General features: G+C 52.3%; 14 protein-coding genes. 4 read left to right on the top strand and 10 right to left on the bottom strand.

Annotated elements, in window-relative coordinates; all coding sequences use genetic code 11:
* Positions 1 to 3 precede the first annotated feature (3 nt).
* The 3 genes from D4L85_RS31345 to D4L85_RS31335 all read left to right on the top strand — a co-directional run bounded on the left by D4L85_RS31345 (position 4) and on the right by D4L85_RS31335 (position 6267).
* Complete coding sequence (locus tag D4L85_RS31345) at positions 4 to 3432, top strand: efflux RND transporter permease subunit (RefSeq protein ID WP_119758057.1); 3429 nt, start codon at positions 4 to 6, stop codon at positions 3430 to 3432.
* A gap of 178 nt (positions 3433 to 3610) precedes the next feature.
* Positions 3611 to 4861, top strand: coding sequence for a metallophosphoesterase (locus D4L85_RS31340; RefSeq protein WP_119758056.1), 1251 nt, complete (start codon positions 3611 to 3613; stop codon positions 4859 to 4861).
* A 128-nt stretch (positions 4862 to 4989) separates the two neighbouring features.
* The gene (locus D4L85_RS31335; RefSeq protein WP_228450688.1) at positions 4990 to 6267 is read left to right on the top strand and encodes a metallophosphoesterase; all 1278 of its coding nucleotides are present in this window, start codon (positions 4990 to 4992) and stop codon (positions 6265 to 6267) included.
* 9 nt (positions 6268 to 6276) lie between these two features.
* Here the strand turns inward: D4L85_RS31335 and D4L85_RS31330 are convergent, their stop codons facing one another.
* The 4 genes from D4L85_RS31330 to D4L85_RS31315 form a co-directional block, all read right to left on the bottom strand.
* Entirely contained in the window at positions 6277 to 7773 is a 1497-nt protein-coding gene (locus tag D4L85_RS31330) for a gluconokinase (protein WP_119758055.1), read from the bottom strand.
* Between the two features lie 89 nt (positions 7774 to 7862).
* On the bottom strand, positions 7863 to 8318 hold the full coding sequence (locus tag D4L85_RS31325) for a DoxX family protein (protein WP_119758054.1): 456 nt from the start codon (positions 8316 to 8318) through the stop codon (positions 7863 to 7865).
* Between the two features lie 219 nt (positions 8319 to 8537).
* A complete protein-coding gene (locus tag D4L85_RS31320) occupies positions 8538 to 8861 on the bottom strand; it encodes an RNA recognition motif domain-containing protein (RefSeq protein ID WP_073132772.1) in 324 nt (107 codons plus the stop codon).
* A gap of 185 nt (positions 8862 to 9046) precedes the next feature.
* Positions 9047 to 10177: a glycoside hydrolase family 18 protein gene (locus D4L85_RS31315; RefSeq protein WP_119758053.1), complete on the bottom strand. Its 1131-nt coding sequence runs from the start codon at positions 10175 to 10177 to the stop codon at positions 9047 to 9049.
* Between the two features lie 154 nt (positions 10178 to 10331).
* On the opposite strand from D4L85_RS31315, the gene D4L85_RS31310 reads away from it, so the two are divergent.
* Positions 10332 to 11516, top strand: coding sequence for a DUF5009 domain-containing protein (locus D4L85_RS31310; protein WP_119758052.1), 1185 nt, complete (start codon positions 10332 to 10334; stop codon positions 11514 to 11516).
* 6 nt (positions 11517 to 11522) lie between these two features.
* Here the strand turns inward: D4L85_RS31310 and D4L85_RS31305 are convergent, their stop codons facing one another.
* From D4L85_RS31305 to D4L85_RS31280, 6 genes are all read right to left on the bottom strand, one after another.
* Positions 11523 to 12350, bottom strand: a complete 828-nt coding sequence (locus tag D4L85_RS31305) for a maleylpyruvate isomerase N-terminal domain-containing protein (RefSeq protein WP_119758051.1) — start codon at positions 12348 to 12350, stop codon at positions 11523 to 11525.
* A 53-nt stretch (positions 12351 to 12403) separates the two neighbouring features.
* Positions 12404 to 13132: a head GIN domain-containing protein gene (locus D4L85_RS31300; protein WP_119758050.1), complete on the bottom strand. Its 729-nt coding sequence runs from the start codon at positions 13130 to 13132 to the stop codon at positions 12404 to 12406.
* A 531-nt stretch (positions 13133 to 13663) separates the two neighbouring features.
* Complete coding sequence (locus D4L85_RS31295; protein ID WP_119758049.1) at positions 13664 to 15742, bottom strand: helix-hairpin-helix domain-containing protein; 2079 nt, start codon at positions 15740 to 15742, stop codon at positions 13664 to 13666.
* The gene (locus D4L85_RS31290) at positions 15739 to 16560 is read right to left on the bottom strand and encodes a PorV/PorQ family protein (RefSeq protein ID WP_119758048.1); all 822 of its coding nucleotides are present in this window, start codon (positions 16558 to 16560) and stop codon (positions 15739 to 15741) included. The genes D4L85_RS31295 and D4L85_RS31290 overlap by 4 nt, the downstream gene beginning before the upstream one ends.
* Positions 16561 to 16800: 240 nt before the next feature.
* On the bottom strand, positions 16801 to 18261 hold the full coding sequence (locus D4L85_RS31285) for a POTRA domain-containing protein (protein ID WP_119758047.1): 1461 nt from the start codon (positions 18259 to 18261) through the stop codon (positions 16801 to 16803).
* A 54-nt stretch (positions 18262 to 18315) separates the two neighbouring features.
* A complete protein-coding gene (locus D4L85_RS31280) occupies positions 18316 to 19470 on the bottom strand; it encodes a prolipoprotein diacylglyceryl transferase (RefSeq protein ID WP_119758046.1) in 1155 nt (384 codons plus the stop codon).
* Positions 19471 to 19556: the final 86 nt, after the last annotated feature.

The following is a 19556-nucleotide window of genomic DNA, read 5'->3' as shown; positions in this document are numbered from 1 at the left end:
TTTATGCAAGACATCGAAAAAGAATTTAAACCCACCAGTTGGTCGATCGATAACAAAGTGGCCATTTATGTGGCTACGGTGATCATCTGCTTGGCGGGGATCATGACCTATAACAGTCTGCCGAAGGAAAACTTTCCTGAAGTAGTGTTTCCGCAAATCTATGTGGCCACGCCCTATCCCGGCGCGCCCGAAGACATCGAAAACCTGATCTCGAAACAAATCGAGAAGCAGGTGAAGTCCATTGCCGGTATAAAGAAAGTGACCAGCAATTCGGTACAGAACTTTTCGAACGTGATCATCGAGTTTCGTCCCGACGTGGAAGTGAAGGACGCCAAACGCGAAGTGCAGGAAGCGGTAGACAAGGCCAAGCCCGATCTGCCCAACGACATGCCAGACGAACCCCAGGTGGTGGACATCGATATCTCGGCAGTGCCGATCCTGTTCATCAACCTGTCGGGCGATTACGATTTGGCTACGTTGAAAGAATATGCAGAGCAGATGCAGGACCGCATCGAGGCACTAAAGGAGATTCGTCGTGTCGACATCGCGGGTGCTTTGGATCGCGAGATCCAAGTGAATGCCGACCTCTTTAAAATGGCCCAGGCCGGCGTAGACCTTGACGACATTTCACAAGCGCTGCGAGGTGAAAACGTGCTCATCGCCGGTGGACAGCTTTCTGTCGACGGCATGAAGCGTTCCATAACGGTGAACGGCGAATTTAACTCGGCCGAACAAATGGGCAATATCGTGGTAGGTTCTACCAAGGGCGGCAAAGTGTATTTGAAAGACATTGCAGACGTACAGGACACGCACAAGGAGCAAGAAAGCTTCGCCCGTTTGGACGAGAAAAACGTGGTGACCCTGCAGGTGGTGAAACGCGGCGGTGAGAACCTCATCAATGCATCGGACCAGATCCAGGAGATTGTAAAGGAATTTGAAACGAGTATCCTTCCTAAAGGAGCAAAGATCACGATCACTGGAGATCAATCGGAGAATACGCGCACCACTTTGCACGATCTGATCAACACGATCATCATCGGCTTCGTCCTGGTAACGCTCATCCTCATGTTCTTTATGGGTGCCACCAACGCCATCTTTGTGGGATTGTCGGTGCCGATATCAAGCTTTATCGCCTTTCTTACTTTCCCCACGCTCGGCTTTACGCTGAACCTGATGACCTTGTTCTCGTTCCTGTTGGCGCTCGGTATCGTGGTGGATGATGCCATCGTGGTGATCGAGAATACACACCGCGTGTTTGACAATGGAAAAGTCCCCATTCGCAAAGCAGCGAAGATCGCTGCCGGCGAAGTGTTCATGCCCGTGCTTTCTGGAACGTTGGTAGTGTTGGCGCCGTTCGTGCCGTTGGCCTTCTGGCCCGGCGTGATCGGTAAATTCATGGTCTACCTGCCGATCACCCTCATCGTAGCCTTGCTGGCCTCGCTGGTAGTGGCCTACATTATGAACCCGGTGTTTGCGGCCGACTTCATGAAGCCGCACGATCACGATCATAAGAACAAACCGAAGTTTACAAAAGGCTTCAAGATATCGCTCGTGATCTTTGCTGCCATCGCTTTGTTGTTCTACGTTACCGGATCGATCGGTATGGGTAACTTTACCGTATTCATCTTCGGCATCTATGCGCTGCACCGTTTTGTATTGGAAGAAGTAATCTCCAAGTTCCAGACGCGTGCCTGGCCCTTCGTTCAAAAGGGATATTCAAATGCCATCTCCTGGTGTCTGGCAGGATGGAGACCGTACGGGGTGATCGCCGCGGTGATCGGCCTGTTCTTCTTCTCCATCGTGTTCACGGCCATCCGCAAGCCGCCCGTGGTATTTTTTCCGAAAGGCGATCCTAACTTTATTTATGCTTATGTGCGTTTGCCGATTGGTACGCACCAAAATGTGACCGATTCCATTACCAACATCGTGGAGGACCGTGTGATCAAGACCATTGGTACGGACACCGCGATCGTTGAGTCAGTAATCTCAAACATCTCGGTTGGCGCGGCTGAAGACCAGTTTGCCGGTAACCAGGCACAACCGCACCTGGGCAAAGTGACCGTGGCCTTTGTGAGCTTCGCCAAGCGCAATGGCCGTTCTTCGCGTGACTTCCTTGATAAGATACGGAATGCTGTTAAAGGTATCCCTGGCGCGGAAATTTCGGTGGACCAGGAACAAGGTGGGCCTCCTGCCGGTAAGGCGATCAACATTGAGATCGCCGCGGAAGATTTCGACATTCTTGTAAAAACCGCCGACCGTGCCAAACGCTACCTCGACTCCTTGCAGATACCGGGTGTTGAAGATCTCGCGTCTGACTTCCAGAGCGACAAGCCTGAGATCGTCATCAAGATCGATCGCGAAAAAGCCAACCGTGAGGGCATCTCCACGGCCAAGATTGGTAATGTGCTGTACACGGCCGTCTATGGTCTGGAAGTATCGCGTTTCCGCGATGTGAATGACGATTACCCCATTGAACTGCGTATCAAAGAATCCCAACGCAATGACATTAACACGCTGATGAATCTACCGGTGACGTATCGCGACATGAGTCAGGGAGGTGTGGTGAGACAGGTGCCGCTTTCCGCCTTTGCCACCATTGACTACGGCAACAGCTTTGCCGGCATCAAGCGGATCGATCAGAAACGTGTGATCACCCTGGCGTCGAACGTGCTGTCAGACTTCAACCCGAACGAAGTTGTGGGTGCGATTCAGAACAGCTTGAAAGATTTCCCCAAACCCGATGGTGTAACCATCAAGATGACGGGAGAGCAAGAGAATCAGGCAGAAACCTCGGCGTTCCTTGGCGTGGCCGGGATGGTGGCATTGGGACTTATTTTCATGATCCTGGTGATCCAGTTCAACTCCACCAGCAAACCGCTGATCATCCTCTCCGAGATCATATTCAGTGTCATCGGCGTATTGCTCGGATTCTCGTTCTTCAAAATGGAAATATCCATCGTCATGTCGGGCGTAGGTATTATGGCCCTGGCAGGTATCGTTGTGCGCAACGGTATCTTGCTCGTGGAATTTACCGACCTGCTCATCTCGCAAGGCATGGAGTTGAAAGAGGCGATTGTTGAAGCCGCCAAGACCCGTATGACACCCGTGTTGTTGACCGCGATGGCCGCAACCCTGGGTCTTATCCCGCTGGCGGTCGGTTTCAACATCGACTTTGTGACATTGTTCACCGAGTTCAAGCCGCACATCTTCTTCGGAGGCGACAACGTAGCCTTCTGGGGACCCCTTTCGTGGACGATGATCTTCGGTTTGATCTTCGGTACGTTCCTGACCTTGTTCATGGTGCCGGTAATGTACCTGCTGGTAGCCCGCCTCAAGGCACGTGTCTTCAAAATAAAACCTGAAGCAGCCGCGGCACACCGTCACGGGGAAGAAGACGAACCTCTTCCCGATGCGCCGGTAGCCTTGAATTAAAAAATAGAATAAAATCTTATGAAAGTCGTCTTACGAAAGTAGGACGACTTTTTCTTTTTGTATCGTATTGAAAAACGCATGCGACAGGAAAAGAGGCTTACCGTTCAAATAATTGCTATCAAACCGCTTTCCGGGGAAAGAACCTCTCCCTCTGAAACGCGCATAAAATAACTTATATATGAAACCCAGGATTATGACCGTTGCCATCTTCGCGCTCTTCTTTTTATTGATTGATTATTATGTCTACCAAGGCGTGTCCGTCGTTTCGCAAAACTGGGGTGCGCCGTGGCGAGCTATATTTCGCTATGGATTTTGGGCGCTGACCACGTTGAGCGTACTGGCACTTTTATGGTACAGTTTCGGCGATCCCTACAAGTATCATCCCGATGTGAGAAATTGGGTGAGGGTCGCTTTATCGGTTATGTACCTTTCCAAATTTTTCGGTGTTATCGTTTTGTTTGTCGATGACCTCCAGCGCGGTGTTCGCTGGATCGTGCAATTCTTTAACAAGGGCGCTTCCGGCGACACGACCGGCACGGCGATCCCCCGCTCTGAATTCCTTGCCAAAACAGCGCTCGTCGCGGCGAGTGTTCCTCTGGGCGCCATGGCCTATGGCATCATTTCCGGTGCGCACGACTATAGAATAAAAAGGCAGGTAGTGAAATTGCCAAACCTCCCGAAAGCTTTCGACGGCCTGAAGATCGCTCACCTCTCCGACATCCACTCGGGCAGCTTCTTCAACAAAGTGGCTGTGAAAGGCGGCGTGCAAATGGCGCTCGATGAAAAACCCGATGTGATCTTTTTCACCGGCGACCTGGTGAACAACGAAGCCCGTGAAGTGAAGGACTACATCGACATCTTCAATAAATTGAAAGCACCCCTCGGTGTTTACTCCGTGACCGGCAACCACGACTATGGCGACTATCACGCCTGGCCATCGATGCAAGCCAAGCAAAACAATTTTAAAGACCTCATGGAAGCACACCGGCTGCTGGGCTTCGATCTGTTGATGAACGAGCACCGCTTCCTGGAGTTGAATGGCGAGAAGATCGCTATTTTGGGAAACGAGAACTACGGCGGAAAACGGTTTGCAAAATATGGCCGGCTGGATCAGGCGTACGCGGGAACAGACGAGGCACCGGTGAAGCTGTTGCTCTCACATGATCCCAGCCATTGGGATGTACAGGTACGCGAATCGTACCCGGATATCGATCTGATGTTTGCCGGCCATACGCATGGCTTCCAGTTTGGCGTGGAGATCGGCGGCTTTAAGTGGAGCCCTTCGCAGTATGCCTACAAGCAATGGGCGGGACTTTACCAGGAAGGTTCGCAATACTTGTATGTGAACCGCGGGTTTGGCTACCTGGGATATCCGGGCAGGATTGGGATGCCACCAGAGATCACCCTGATCGAGTTGAAGCGGGCGTAACGGGCAATTTTTTCCCGGCTATAGCGGGGAAGTAAGCCGGTCAAAGGCTTAACCGTTAGCTCGGAGGATTTGCAGATCAAAGTTTTTGATTTCTCGTTACCTTTGACCCTTTAACCTTTTCGGGGTAAATGAGCGAAGGAATCGGGTATAGAATATTGATGACGGCCGGTGGCATCTTGCTGATGCTGCTGGTGGATCTCTATACCTACCAGGCTATACGCACAGCCAGTCACGCATCGCACCGGCTGGTGAAGAACAGTACGCGTGGCATTTTCTGGCTCACGTCCATCCTTTCTGTTTTCTCGTTGATCTGGGTGGTGCTCATCGACATCTCCAATGAAAAGCTTCGGCAGTGGCTGGTCATTGTGTTGGCCATTCTTTATTTCTCTAAGATACTATTGCTCGTCTTCGTGATCATCGACGACATTCGCCGCGGGATACTGCTGGCCAATCGGTTCATGAAGAAGCGGTGGCAAAGAGAAGCCGAAGTCGTCGAGGAGGAACCCTTCATCTCACGCTCGGAATTTCTTTCGCGCACGGCCATCGTCGCCGGCAGTGTTCCGCTGACGGGACTTTCGTTTGGCATACTCACTGGTGCGCACGACTACAGGGTGCGCAAACAGGTCATTCGCTTACCCCATCTTCCCAAAGCTTTCGACGGCATCCTGCTGGGGCAGATCTCCGACATCCACACCGGATCGCTGTTCAACAAAACCGCGATCCGGGGTGGGGTTGACTTGTTAATGCAGGAAAAACCGGATGTGATCTTTTTCACCGGCGACCTGGTGACCATCGAAACCCGCGAAGCCAAAGACTATGTTCCCATCTTCGAAAAGCTCAAAGCTCCCCTGGGTGTGTTTTCCGTCACGGGCAACCACGACTATGGCAATTACCGGGAGTGGTCCACCCCGGAGGCTAAGCGCAAAAATTTTGAAGACATGCTGGCGGCCCACAAACAGTTGGGCTATGATCTGTTGATGAACGAACACCGCTTCCTGGAAACGGGCGGCGACAAACTGGCCATCCTGGGGGTGGAGAACTGGGGCGTAGGTCCGGCCCATCGCTTCCCAAAGTATGGCAAGCTTGACCTGGCTTATCCGGGAACCGAAGAAGCTCCCGTGAAAATACTCCTCTCACATGACCCCACGCATTGGGATGCCCAGATCAGACCGGAATATGGCAATATCGATCTCACGCTATCGGGGCACACGCATGGCTACCAACTCGGCGTAAACCTGGGCAGCTACACCTGGAGTCCGGCGCAATACCGCTTCAAACAGTGGGCGGGACTTTACCAGGAGGGCAATCAATATCTTTATGTGAACCGGGGCTTTGGCTGCGTAGGGTATCCCGGGCGTATTGGCATGCCCCCCGAGCTCACCCTCATCCAACTGAAGCGCAGCTAAGCCGGGACTTTACAAGCTTCTCAGCTGCTGAATATCCTCCATCTCGTCTTTCAGGTTTTCATACAGGCGTTCATACATCCGGAAAGATTTTATGTAGCGCTCGTGATTCTCTTTTATCGGGCGATAGGAAACCCGCTCCGATGACCTCAAGACCTCATAATCAGGAATAAGTCCAAGCGACTTTAAGCCCAGGTAGGCGGCGCCCAACGCCGAGGCGTCCTCGGGATTGATGAGGCAGATCTCTTTGTTGAAAACGTCGGCCAGTATTTGCAGCCAGGCCTGCGAATGCACAAAGCCCCCGCTCACATGCACCCGCTCGATGTTCAACCCCGATTTCTCCATCGCCACGGCAATGCTGTAGAGCGCCATGGAGATGCCTTCGATGACGGCGCGGGTGAAATGGGCCTGCGTATGAAAATTCCGGATCCCGAAGAAAGCACCGCTGGCGTCGCTGTCCCAGATGGGCGCGCGTTCGCCCAGGATGTAGGGCAGGAAGATCAGACCGTTGGCGCCGGCCTTCACATCGTCCAGGCCGTCGAGCAGGGCATCGTAGTCTTTGCCACTGGCCAGGGTCCGTTGAAGGAACACCTCGGCATACCATTTCAAGACATAGCCCCCGTTGTTGATGGGCCCGCCCGAGATGAACATCTGCTCATCCAGCCGGTAGTTGAACGTCATAGCCTTGAAGTTGTAGGTCGGGCGCGTGCTGGCCACCCGTATGGCCCCGCTGGTGCCGATGGTGAGGGCGGCGATGCCGGGCGTTACAGCAAAGCTGCCCAGGTTGGCCATACAACCGTCGCTGGAGCCGATAAAGAACGGCACGGTAGCTACCGGTGCCAGCTCGGCGGAAAGGGCAGGAGCGAGCCCTGTGCGCGTATGGTGCGTGGGTACGGGCTTGCTCAGTTGGTCGGACGTGATGGCGCACAAGGTCAGTGAATCGGTGTTCCAACTTAGTTCCTCAATGTTGAACAGCCCCGTGGCAGAGGCAATGGAGTAGTCCACCTCAAATGCGCCGAAAAGGCTATACCAGATATATTCTTTTATGGAAATGAATTTATGGACCGCTTTAAACAAGTCGGGTTGATGGTCTTTGAGCCAGACGATCTTGCTGAGCGGGGTCATGGCATGCACGGGCGTTCCGGATTGGCGGTAGATCTTTTCGCCGGAGGCCGACTGCTGGATCTGGCGGGCAGTGGCGGCGGCCCGATTATCGGCCCAGGTGATCATGTTCATGAGCGGCTCGCCGTGGGCGTCGACCAGGATCAAGCTGTGCATGGCGCTGCTGATGACGATGCCAGCCGGCGTTTCCTTTACCTCCTGGAGTACGCGGAGAATGCACTGCACGAACGCCTGCCGGATGAGTTGCGGCTGTTGTTCGCTCAGGTTAGGTTGGGGTGTGAGGATGGGGTAGGCCTGCTGGGCGGTGGCCAGCACTTTGCCTGCAACGTCTACGGCCACCGCTTTGGTGCTGCCGGTGCCGATGTCAATACCGATGGTATATTTCATGCGTCTTTTTCTAGGGGCATGAAGATAGAGAATTAAAACAAAAAGGGCACCTGCCGTGCAGATGCCCTTCGGTTTAGGTTAGATAGAGGTTATGTTAGATGAGCTGCCTCCATCTCTCTTCTGCGCTTGGCGTCGATGGAATATTTTCCCGCACCAAACACCATGAAGATGACCAAGCCAACCAAGACAACGATTGATGCCCAAAGCTCCATATGATGTCCTATGGAAAGAAATCCTGCTGGATAGTTTACCATAAAGACGGCTCCGATCAGTATAGGCAATTGGATCAGGCACACAATGCGCGTGTAAAGACCCACGACAATCAGCGGACCGCCTAAAATATGCGCGAACACAACATAGTGTGCAAGTGTCATACCGGCGAAGTAAACATTGATACCGGACGTTGTCATTTCAAGGTCATGCATATGCATGATGAAGTACAGCCCCTTGTAGGTAATGAAAGCACCTAACAATACCCGAAACGCATCCAAAAATCCGGGGCGATGACTATTACCCCACCGCTCCACATTGGTGATCACATTCATAGCTATTTCCGTTTTTGGTGAGATACAAAGTTTACGAAATTGTTCGACTAAAAACAAGTGGTTTTTCAGGTTTAAATTTTCGCTGACAGAGCGCTGAACTTTGCGCTCCGTTTTGCGTTACAAGCTGGAGATTCAACGGAATGGGTATACGCCAAGAAAATCGGGCACAAAAAAAGCCCTGCGTCATGCAAGGCTTTTTCTGATACAATATCGGTTGTCTTAATACTCGTTATTGCTTCTGCGGTTAAAACCACCGCCACCACCGCTTCTGTATCCACCACCACCACTGCGGGGTGCATCAGTCCGGGGTCTTGCTTCGTTCACCACCAGGGTTTTTCCCAGGAAGTTGAAACCGTTTAAGCTAGTGATAGCCTGACGGGCAGCAGCTTCGTCTGACATTTCGATAAAACCGAAACCACGACTACGCTGAGTTACTTTGTCCATGACAATCTTGGCTGAAGAAACTTCGCCATACTCTTCGAATAATCCCTTCAATTCCTGTTCGGATGCCTTAAAAGGGATGTTGGCAACGTAAATGTTCATTGTTAAAAAGAATAAATGAGAAATTAGTTAATGTAAACTGACAGTCTTCTGGAACTACTGCTCAAAGGGGAGAGGGCCTCAGAAAAGATTGACAATAAACATTTAAAAGTAATAAGAATTTTTATTAAAAAGAAAAAGATATAAATCAGGCACTTTAACCTCTTTTACGCCCTGTCGACCCCCGATTACTTCAGTTCCCGGCTTATCGTGCCTAAAAGATACCCTTTTGGATCTTCCGAGTACTCCCAAAACATCACCCCACCGAGTTTGTGTGCCGTAACATAGTGACACTTCTCCGTGATCGACATCTCATCGTCATAGGAAATGAAGATCCTTTTCTCTTCGTTGAACAGGTAGGGCGCTTTGGCCCGCTCATCCCAATAACGCTTAAAACCATTTTTGTCGATCGTTGTTTCTTTCAGTTTGGAGTAGCCACCACCCCACTGTGCTTGCACGGCCAACTGATTCATACCCCTGTTGTCGGGGGTATTTGTTGTCCATGACCGGGCATAGAATGCTACGCCCATAACAATCTTCGAAGCGGGCACACCGGCGGCAATGAATTCTGTGATGGCGCGGTCCGTTGAGCGTTCGGTAGCGTAGTCGTTAGAGGCAAACAGATTGGTGTGATGACCTGTGATGCTGTCGGCACCCGTTTTGAAATCGTAGCTCATGATGTTCACATAGTCGAGATACACCTGCGCTTTGTCCATCTCGGTGTGTTCAATGTATTCATGGTATCCGCCAACGGCCGTGGTGAGCAAATATTTTTTCTTCGTTTGCTTTTCAAGCGCGTTCAGTTCTTCGCGGATCGCTTTGAACATGAGCGTGTAGTTTTGTTTGTCTTCCGGACGATACACGTTGTCTTCTTCGCCGGGCATGGCCGGATACTCCCAATCGATGTCGACACCATCGAGCTTATATTTTTTGATGATGGCCACCGAAGTCTGCGCGAATTTTTTTCGCGAAGCTTCCGTGAGCACCGCGTCCGAAAACTTGTCGCTCCACGCCCAACCGCCAATGGAGATGAGGATCTTCAGATCGGGATTGATGCGCTTTAGCAAATTGAGCTTCCGGAAGTTCACGGTGTCGGTGGCTTCGTTCTCTAACCATGCGGCATTGTCTTTCACGTTGACGAAAGCATAGTTGATGTGCGTCAGTTTACGCACGTCGATGGAGTCGGCATTGACCAGTCCGCGAAAGCCGCCCACATAGGCGATGACCACTTTCTTGGTTTTAGGCGGTGTGTTGACGAAGGCCGTTATGCTGCAGGCCACGACCACAAGCATAAGGACACTGAGGATACGATGTTTCATAGGTTGCAAAAAGGGATGAAGGGTTGAATGAAATGATAAGTGTGTGCGTGTGTTAAATGTGTGTTGTGTAATGTTTTGTTACATAAAATTATTTGACGCTAAATCTCGTCAGGATTTCAATTTAATTTAATTTCGGTGCTTATAAATTTTTACAATGAACAACGGACTTACCACCCAACGCATCCTCTCCATCGACGCGCTCCGAGGCATCACCATCCTTACCATGATCTTTGTGAACGAGCTGGCCGGTGTGCAGGGCATTCCCGCCTGGATGAAACACATGCCCGCCGATGCCGACGCCATGACGTTTGTGGATGCCGTGTTTCCCGCTTTCCTGTTTATCGTGGGCATGTCCATTCCCTTCGCCATCGCCAACCGGATCGCCAAAGGCGACACAACGGCACAATTGCAGGGACACATCCTGTTCCGCACGTTGGGACTGCTGGTCCTGGGTGTGTTTATGGTGAATGCCGAAGGCGACTACCACGAAGCGGCGATGGCCATTCCCATCGGTGTGTGGTCGTTGTTGTTCTATGTGGCGGTGATCCTGATCTGGAATGTTTATAACGCAGAGAACAAGGCATTGAAATATCGCTTGCGGGCAACCGGTGTCATCATCCTGATCGCGCTCGCGTTCCTCTATCGCGGAGGCGAGAACGGCACGGAATATATGAAGCCTCATTGGTGGGGCATATTGGGGCTGATCGGATGGGCCTATTTGTTGGGTTGCATCTGTTACCAACTTTTCAGAGGCAACCTCATTGCCTTGTCGGCGATGGTCGTGTTCTGTATCGCGTATTATGCGCTGGGCAAAACAATAGATCACAGCTCGGCGTGGCACGTTTTGTTTAGCCAGGGCGGGCATGCCTCGCACACTTCGCTGGTGCTGATGGGGATCATCCTCTCCTTGATATTTTTCCATGGAAAGAGCATGACCAATGCGCAGCGGTTCAATGCCGCCGCGGTATATGCCGTGGCCTTGATCATCGGCGGTGTTGTCCTGCGTCCGTATTTTCAGATCTCCAAGATCCACGCCACGCCCAGCTGGTGCTTGTTCAGCGCAGCGGCCTGTGTGGTGATTTTCTCATTTTTGTATTGGCTTATCGATCTGAAGAAGATCGGCGGGTGGACGAATTTTATCAAGCCGGCCGCCTCTAATCCCTTGCTTACCTACATCATCCCCTTTGTTGTTTATGCCCTGATGGAGATCTTTCACCTGCACTGGCCGTCGTTTTTGCGCGAAGGATTTGTAGGCATCCTCTGGTCGCTGGTCTTTGCCGTAGCGGTGATGTCGTTGGTGCCGGTGCTAAACCGGATGAAGATCCGGTTGCAGCTGTAACCGGGCTCAGGCCATCACGGCGACCATGGAGTAGATGGGCTCGCCCAGTGCCCTGTCGCCGGTAACGGAAACGAGACGACGGGCTTCCTCGAGCGCTAATCCCTTTGTAAAAAGCTTCCATGCGGCGTCATCGTCCAGTGTGATCTCGGTATGGGGTGTCATCTTTTCTTTTGTCAACTGCCATCCATTTTCTTTACGGACCAGGTACCACTCACCTCCGGCCAAACCGGTGATGTGGAGCTTCACGGTGCTTCCAGGCGAGGCCGTGACGCCGCGGTAGTGATGGGGAAGGGCTTGCAGGAAAGTATCCAGCACAGGATAGTACAGCTCACGCGACGCGATGCCATAGCGGTTTACGGCTTCACGGATCTGTTGTTGATGATGCCATTTCTCGGTGTAGTCGCGGGCGATGTGAAACCAGTTTGGCGTGGGGTAGGTGCCGGCCCAATCCACTGAAAATACGGCGGGCCCAAACGGGTCCAGCGTGTGCAGGTAAGCGGTGTATTCGCGGCCGGAATGCTCGAGCAGCTCCACCAACACCGCAGGGCTGAGGCGGCGGACACCGTTTATCCACGAGGCATTGAGGTCATTCAGATACCGCACCATGCCTTTATAGGTAGTATCCGTCGGGCCGGGCTGCCCGAAATACTGGTCGCGCAACATCGACAACGTGCGGAGGTTGCCATCGAGCAAATGGGTGGCGATGTCTTTTACGGTCCATTGTTTGGCACGCGTGGGCTTGTGCCAATCGTCGGGAGAGAGGGAGCGCAGCAGGGCGATGAGCTTTTCGTCGAGGGGAGCGAAAAGGTGAAGGGTGGGAATGGCTATGGTCATAGACGTATATAAGGCATCGTGCGCAAATATACGTCTATGAAAGCCGATGGGTTTTAGTAGGCGCGGTCAACGGTGCCGCTGCCGTAGATCTTTTTCTGGGCGGTCTTCGTGTTGCCTTTGTGTTTCACGGTGCCGCTGCCCAATACGAGGGCGTCGATATTGCCGGTGACGTTCAGGTTGCAATAGCCCGTGCCGCTCACTTTTACTTTTGCTGTTTCCAAAGGACAGTTGTAGCCGGTGATACCACCCGAGCCGCTCACGACCGCATCGATGGAAGTGGCATAGCCGCGGAGGTTGAGCAATCCGCTGCCGCTCACTTCGGCTTTCACCGTATTCCCTTTTAAGTCGACGTCGATCGAGCCGCTGCCCGATACGCCCAGGGCCATGTAGTCGGATGCAATGGAGTTATCGGAGATGATCTTGCCACCGCCATTCACCTGGAGGTCGTTGATGTTCTTCACGCTCACATAGAGCTTCATGGTGGGGTTCAACTTGATGTCGTCGATCTTGGCCCAAAGGCTTTTGTTGGAGGTATCGGGTTTGCGGTCTACGTTGATCATGAGAATTCCATTTTCCACTTTGATGTCGCTGACGCTAAAAATTTCCGTGAGGGCTTCCACGGTCACTTCCTGTTTGTTGGTTTGCTTCAGGTAAACCGTATAGTTGGAGTTTACATAAATGCCTTTGAATTCAGGAAGCTCCAGCACCTTCTTGGTGGTCTGGGCGAGCGACAGGTGAGCAATAAACAGCAGGGCGAGGGCGATAATAGGCCTGATTTTCATATAGATGTATTAAAAATTAGTGTTCCAAATAACGGCACCATGTTCGGATTCGAAAACCCTCCCGACGATTAAAAACGGAGTTGGTCGCCCGTAACCCCCAAATCTCTACACAATCCGGGACAAACCTTACTTCGGTTTACGGAAGATGGCTTTCATGATCAGGATAAAGGCTATGCCCCCAATGCACATGACCAGCAACACTTCCGGGGTAATCAGCTTCGTGGCATGCATAGCGTATCGCGTTTCTGTGGAGGACCTGCCCGGGAAAAAGGGGGTGATCCATGTCTGAAATTTACTATGTTTTGGAGATATCCGGTTATTGTTTTGAGTTTATCGGAGGTACTTCAAATTTCTTCGGGCCGTCTTGGGGATTTCAGTTCGATCTCCACGTTACTTTAGATGTCCCTCCAAAACAGCCCCGGCCGGCTTGTCCGTGTCGGGTGAGGGTTTGTTTTTTTTTTGAACTCTTTGTTTGAGCGATCTTTCGGCGTTGACCATGAAATAACCATGGCCATAGGCGTCGCAGATTTTTTAAAAAGAGATCCGCATTTGCACTTTCATATCGTTTTGTATGCTGCCGGCAATGGTTCCCCCGGAAGATTGTATTTCCTCGCGGCCGACGTAGCGCGTTTGGCCATAGCGCAACCAAAAGCTGATAGCCTTGCTCATTTTGTATTCGAGCAGCAGTACTTGTCTCACCCCTCGTCCATAGTAGGCCGGCATGGAACAGGCCAGCCACACGTCCTTTTCGTAAGTGTATTGGCGGTTGTCATAATCATCGGTGTCGAACAGGGCATAGCGACCGGTCCATTCCAAGGGGCCGGTTTTGACGGTGACGTCTTGCAGGAGAACAAAGCCTTGGGTTTGCTTGCCGCGGAAATCAAGCGTGCTGAGTTGGGCTCTTGTTTTCAGGTGGAGTGTTTGATTTATGCCATACTCCAGGTTGACCCGGTAGAGATGTTTCGTGCCTTCCAGAATATGATAGAGGTTGCTGCTGGCCGACGTTTCGTTTCGCGACTTCACTTCCTCGCGGGCTTCCGCAAAGATCATGACCGTGCGGGAAGGTTGGTAAACGATCCGCAGCAAGCCCTCATGCCCTTCGGTGGGGGCATAGGCTCTGAATCGCGGCCACGGGAAGCGAAAGAGGTCCATATAGCCGGCAAAGGTCCAGCGCCGGTTCACTTTATATTTCCAACCCCAATACAGGCCCGCTTCGTTTTGCGTGGTACTGCCTTCCGCGAAAGCGTTTGAATAGAATGCATAGAAATCAGGCGCGAACGTTCGGTACAGCAACGAAAGGTCGAGCTTGCCCGAAAGACTCCATAACGTCCCTACGGCATACGCCGCGCCGCCGTTAATGGAGCGTGCGTATTCGCTAAAGAACGTCATGTTTTGAAAACTGTAGTTGAGATAGCCACCTACATTTTGGTTTCGTGACCCCGTGAACGCAAAGGGATTGTAGGGCGTGACCTTGGGCATTACGCTGGCACCAAAGTCCACACGGTTAAACATGAGCCCGGCATCTACCGCGCCGGCCTTGTACTGAAGCACCCCGCCCCAACTTTTGTCGCTCACCTGGTGGCGGGCGGCCAACTCTTTCTCTGTGCGATGCAGGCCCGTGGTTTGGAAAGACGAAATGAAAATGGTTTCGGCATCTTCTGCGGATGCAGACGTTGTATCGCGGGACGACACAGCGGCGTCGCGTTTGGTGGTGGAGTAAAACCCGGTGACCGAAAGCACACCCGTCAATGCAACGGTGGTTGCTGCGCCACGCATAAATCCAGCTTCGTACACGGAAGTGTAAGGTAGCAGTCCGATGTTTGTCCTTCGCACGGTGGTGATCGTTTCGCCGCCCTTGCCCATTCCAAAAATACCACCGAGCATGAGGCCCTGTCCAAACTGACTTTGATAGTCGCCCACCACCAGGTTTTTTATCCGGCCCTTGTTTTGGAGATGCGCATGGAATGAGAAATAATCAAAACCATAGTACCGTGCCGCAGGGTCCCAACGCAGCGCTTCGCCGGCATCTTTCTCGGCGGTGAAGCCAACGCTGAACTCGCCCGGCACCGTGCACCGAAAGCGCATGTACACATTTTCCGGCGAACCTTTGAACCGCGCACTGGAATCGGTTTGCGTATTGTACTCCCGCGCATTTTGTAAACTGCGGCCATAGCGCAACAGAAGATAGCTGTCGCTTTGGTTTTTTATGCGTGCCAGGAAGCTGGCGTCGAGCATCGTGGCCGGATCGGGAACGTAGACAAACGGCGCCAGTCTGTGAAGGGTCTCTATATCGAATAAGGGGACGGATTGAAGCTCGTAGACGGAGACAAAGTCTTTGTTCTCTGCGCGATAGGTCAGCAGGTTCTTGATTTGCTCCGGAGAAAGTATTTTGATAAAGCGCAGTTGCTCCCCGGTGGCGGTGTTCAGGTTGAGCGGGCGGGCGAGGAGTTGCACCAGGTTTTCGTAGAGATCGCTGTAGTTCAGATCCAACTCCTGGATGCCATACCACTCGTCGATAAGTTGGTTCACATCAATTTCCTCGCGGGGATATTCCTGGGCAAAGCCATTCGTCGACCAGGCCACAAGCACCGCTGCGAGGAGCCGTTTCATTTTTGCTTTTTGTTAAATGCGTAGCTGACCGTTGCTTCGTGATGTGCACCACGACTCCCGGTGTACTGAAAAGCATAGTCGATGGAAAGCGTTTTGGGTCTGAATCCTAAACCGAAAAATCCGGCGTTAGGATGAAGCGCAAAACCGGTGCGAAAGAATACCTTTTTTTGAAACTGATACTCCAGTCCGGTCTTCCATAATAAAGGATAGTCCAGGTCCTTCTCCACTTCCGTGGTGATGCGGGTTTGTGTAGAAGCCTTTATACAAATACCCGCGCAAACGATCGTCGGCAATCGCTCCTGGTCTGTTTTGGAGAGCACGGGCTGATTCACGTTCATGATGTGCGCACCCAGGGACAAAGCGGGTGTCAGGGTGGCGATGCCTCCGAAGCTTAAACTAAAGGCCCCCTTTGTTCCAAAACCCGCCGCGTTGTATTGCACGTAATTGATCCGCAATCCCAACGAAGCCAATCCCAGCGTGTTGCTGAATCCCGCCGTCAGCAGTTGTTCGTTATACAGATTATTCCCCAAACGATAAACCCCGACCCCCGCCACTCCAAAACGAACCGGCAGCGTCACGGCCGCCGCCATGCGATTGAACAACTTGAATGATGGAACGGCATTATAAGTAAACGCAACCGTTGTATTCTTCACATCCGCCAGCCCGGCGCCATTGTTGAAGAGCGCCCATTCATCCCGCGTACAACTGGAGGCATAGGCGCACCCTGCAGCTGGCGCACCCATGAGTACGGGTGAGCTCTGCGCAGCGAGCAATACGCTCCGCAAGAAAAAAGTTATGGCTAACAACAGCGTTTTCATTACAGCGGATAGGTTCCGCCATGAAGTAACGCCCGGGATAGGCTAAATAAAAGAATGTAAACGGCTATATCCGGATAAAAAAGATCAAACGATTTATTAAACGTAAGGAAAGACTGATCACTGACAACTTGCCCCTGCTCCTGAGGTCCGAGAATAAAGACACTGGCTACTGACTACTGGCTACTGGAATACCGAGAACAAGCTACTGGCTCCTGGCTCCTGGATTCTGGCTCCTGATTCCTAAAACTCCCGCTTCAAATTAAAGAAGAACCCATGCCCCCCTTCCGCGTTGAAACTATACTCAAACCGCAGCACCGCATCATACGAGGCCACCACATCGATCCCCAGACCAACCCCCGAAATAACCTTGTCTGCTAACCGGTAACTGTTCGTGTAGTTGGGGTAGTTCCTCACATAGCCCAGGTCGGCATAGGATTTCAGATAAATCGAAAGCGGGATGTACCGGAATTGCCGGATGGGCATGGCATTCCAATTGTAGATGTGTGAAAATATCCGCTTCTTGAACGTGGTCTTGTTCAGCGCGTACCACGGTCCCTCGATCACATACACCTCGTAGCCCCGCACAAACTGTCGTCCGTAGCCCAACGCACTGTAGTTCGAATAGGGGAGCGTGTTGGGTGTGCTCCAGTAGGCCACCGTGTTGTTGGAGAGGAAGAAGTTGTTCTTCAGTTCGATATAACGGGAGTAGGAGGCGTTCATTTCGAACTTACGCAAATTGTCGCTCTTGCTTAATCCGACCTTTACCAATCCTCCGGTGAAATGATGACCCCGCAACGGATAACCTACGTAATCGCGGTGATCGGATGTGAATTGGTATGAGAGCACCCCAAACTGTTGCTCGGTTTGGTCCTTGCCCATGTACTCGGCATTGAGAAGGGTTACCGTGTCGGCGATGGAGGTGCTGCGGTATTCTGCTTTCAGGACGTGTGTGTCATAGAAGGAGCCGCGGTAGGTATAGGCGATGCTGGCCCCACGGGTGATCTTCAGGACGTGGTCTGCCTGCGCGTACACCAGTTTGTGGTCCAGCGTTTTGTAGGCCAGGTTTTTGGCTTCCGTGAAGTCGGCACTGATGATGAGCCCTTGTTTTTGCCGCCGGTCGATGTAGGGAATACGATACATGATCTCGAACCTTCGCTGGAAGCCGAACTGGGCGGTGAGCCGCAGAGTTTCGTTGCGTCCGCGCATGTTATACTGATAGAGCCGCAGGCCATAGTTCACGCGGTCGAAGTCGTGGTTATAGTTTTGCCACCATTCGTTGAAGTTGCGGTCCGACAGTTCGAAGATGGGTGACGGGAAAGTGTACCATCGTTCGTTGACGTCGATGAGCAGGTCGATGTGGTCGGCCTCGAATTCAAGGGGCTTGAGCTCTACGGTGTTGAAAAGGCGGGTGTTGATGAGCTTGCGGCGGTCGCGTTCCAGGACGGCGGCCAGTTGGGTGCTGGAAATGGTGTCGCCGGGTTTGAGGGAAAGTTCGCGCAACACAATGCGGTCGCGGGTGATGCGGTTGCCGACAATAAAAATGCGGTTCACATGCAGGATATGACCGGTGGTGTCGGCCGGCGCAGGCTTGCGTTTAGCCGCACGCTTCAGCGAATCGGCAACCACCCCGGAATCCGGAGCGCCCCAAACCGACGAAGCGAAAAATAAGCATGCAAAAAAAAGGAAAACTGCCCGCATCATGTAACGCTAAGACCCACTCTAGTGTAAACAAGTTTAACGCTACTTTTCCTAAATTCAGGAATTTTGCATTTCGTTTTTTCGGGCCGATGACGGCGCTGCTTCCTTTTTCCGGAAGGACCACCAAAGTATGCCGATGCCTGCCACCACCAGGGGGATGCTCAGCACCTGGCCCATGTTGAGGAACATGTCGTTTTCGAACGCCTCTTGTGGTTCTTTCAGGTATTCGAACAAAAAGCGCAGTCCGAAACACCAAATGAGGAAGATGCCCAGCAATCTGCCCTGCGGCAAATTTTCTTTGTAGCGCGACCAGATCCACAACAGGAGTAAAAAGAGGATCACACACGCGAAGGACTCATACAATTGTGCAGGGTGCCGCACGATCCCAAAGGTGACAATGCGCGTCGCCAGCGTGCCGTCGGGAAGAGATACGGTGTTGGTGACGGTATTGGTTCCGGTGGCGTCGAAATATTCGTAGAGGGTGTTGGCCAGAATGTGGCGGGCCGTGCGGTCGCTAAAGTCGTCGGCCTGCGTGGGCGACGTGCCTTTCTTGAAGAAGATGTAGATGTTCATCGGCACCCGGCCATTCTGGCCCTTGGGCAGCGAATCGTTGCGATGGTATGCGACCGATTCGATCACGCCGTTGGGATCATAGCGCGGGCTGGTGATGGCATCCGTGAAGCGGTTCACAAACACAACACCCCACGCCTTTTCGGTGGGCAATCCGATGATCTCTGAGTTGAAGTAATTTCCCAACCGGATCAGTGCCCCGGCCAAGGCCACGAGGATCACAATGCGGTCAACGACCTGGAAATAGGCTTGTCCCGGCTTCTTTTTGCGGGAGTACAACCACAAGGCAAACAGGATCCCGATGGCCGCGCCGTGGCTGGCCAGTCCCTGGAGGCCTGTGAACTCAAAAGGATGCAGGGTGAAGGGCAGAAATATGCTCAGGGGATTTTCCCAGATCAGCTCGGGCTGGTAGAACAGCACGTGGCCCATGCGGGCGCCGATGATGGTGGCAATCACCATATAGATGGTGAGCGTGTCCACATCGCGTTCGGGCTTGCCTTCTTTTTTATAGATGTAGTAAAGGATCTGTTGCGTGATCAGAAACGCCAGTGCAAACAGGAGACCGTACCAGCGCAGGGGAAAGCGGCCGATCGTGAAAATCTCCGGGCTGCCATTCCAAATGATGTAACTCAATATAGCCATAGCCGGCAAATATAGTCCGTTAATTGAAAGACTCGGCGTCTGCCGGAAGGGTTCACGGAAAAAAAATAATCGCTTAAAAAAAGCCG

This window comes from Chryseolinea soli, assembly GCF_003589925.1.
GTDB classification, from domain to species: domain Bacteria; phylum Bacteroidota; class Bacteroidia; order Cytophagales; family Cyclobacteriaceae; genus Chryseolinea; species Chryseolinea soli.
Note: the sequence above shows the minus strand (reverse complement) of the source record. Positions and strands in the feature narration are given on the sequence as shown.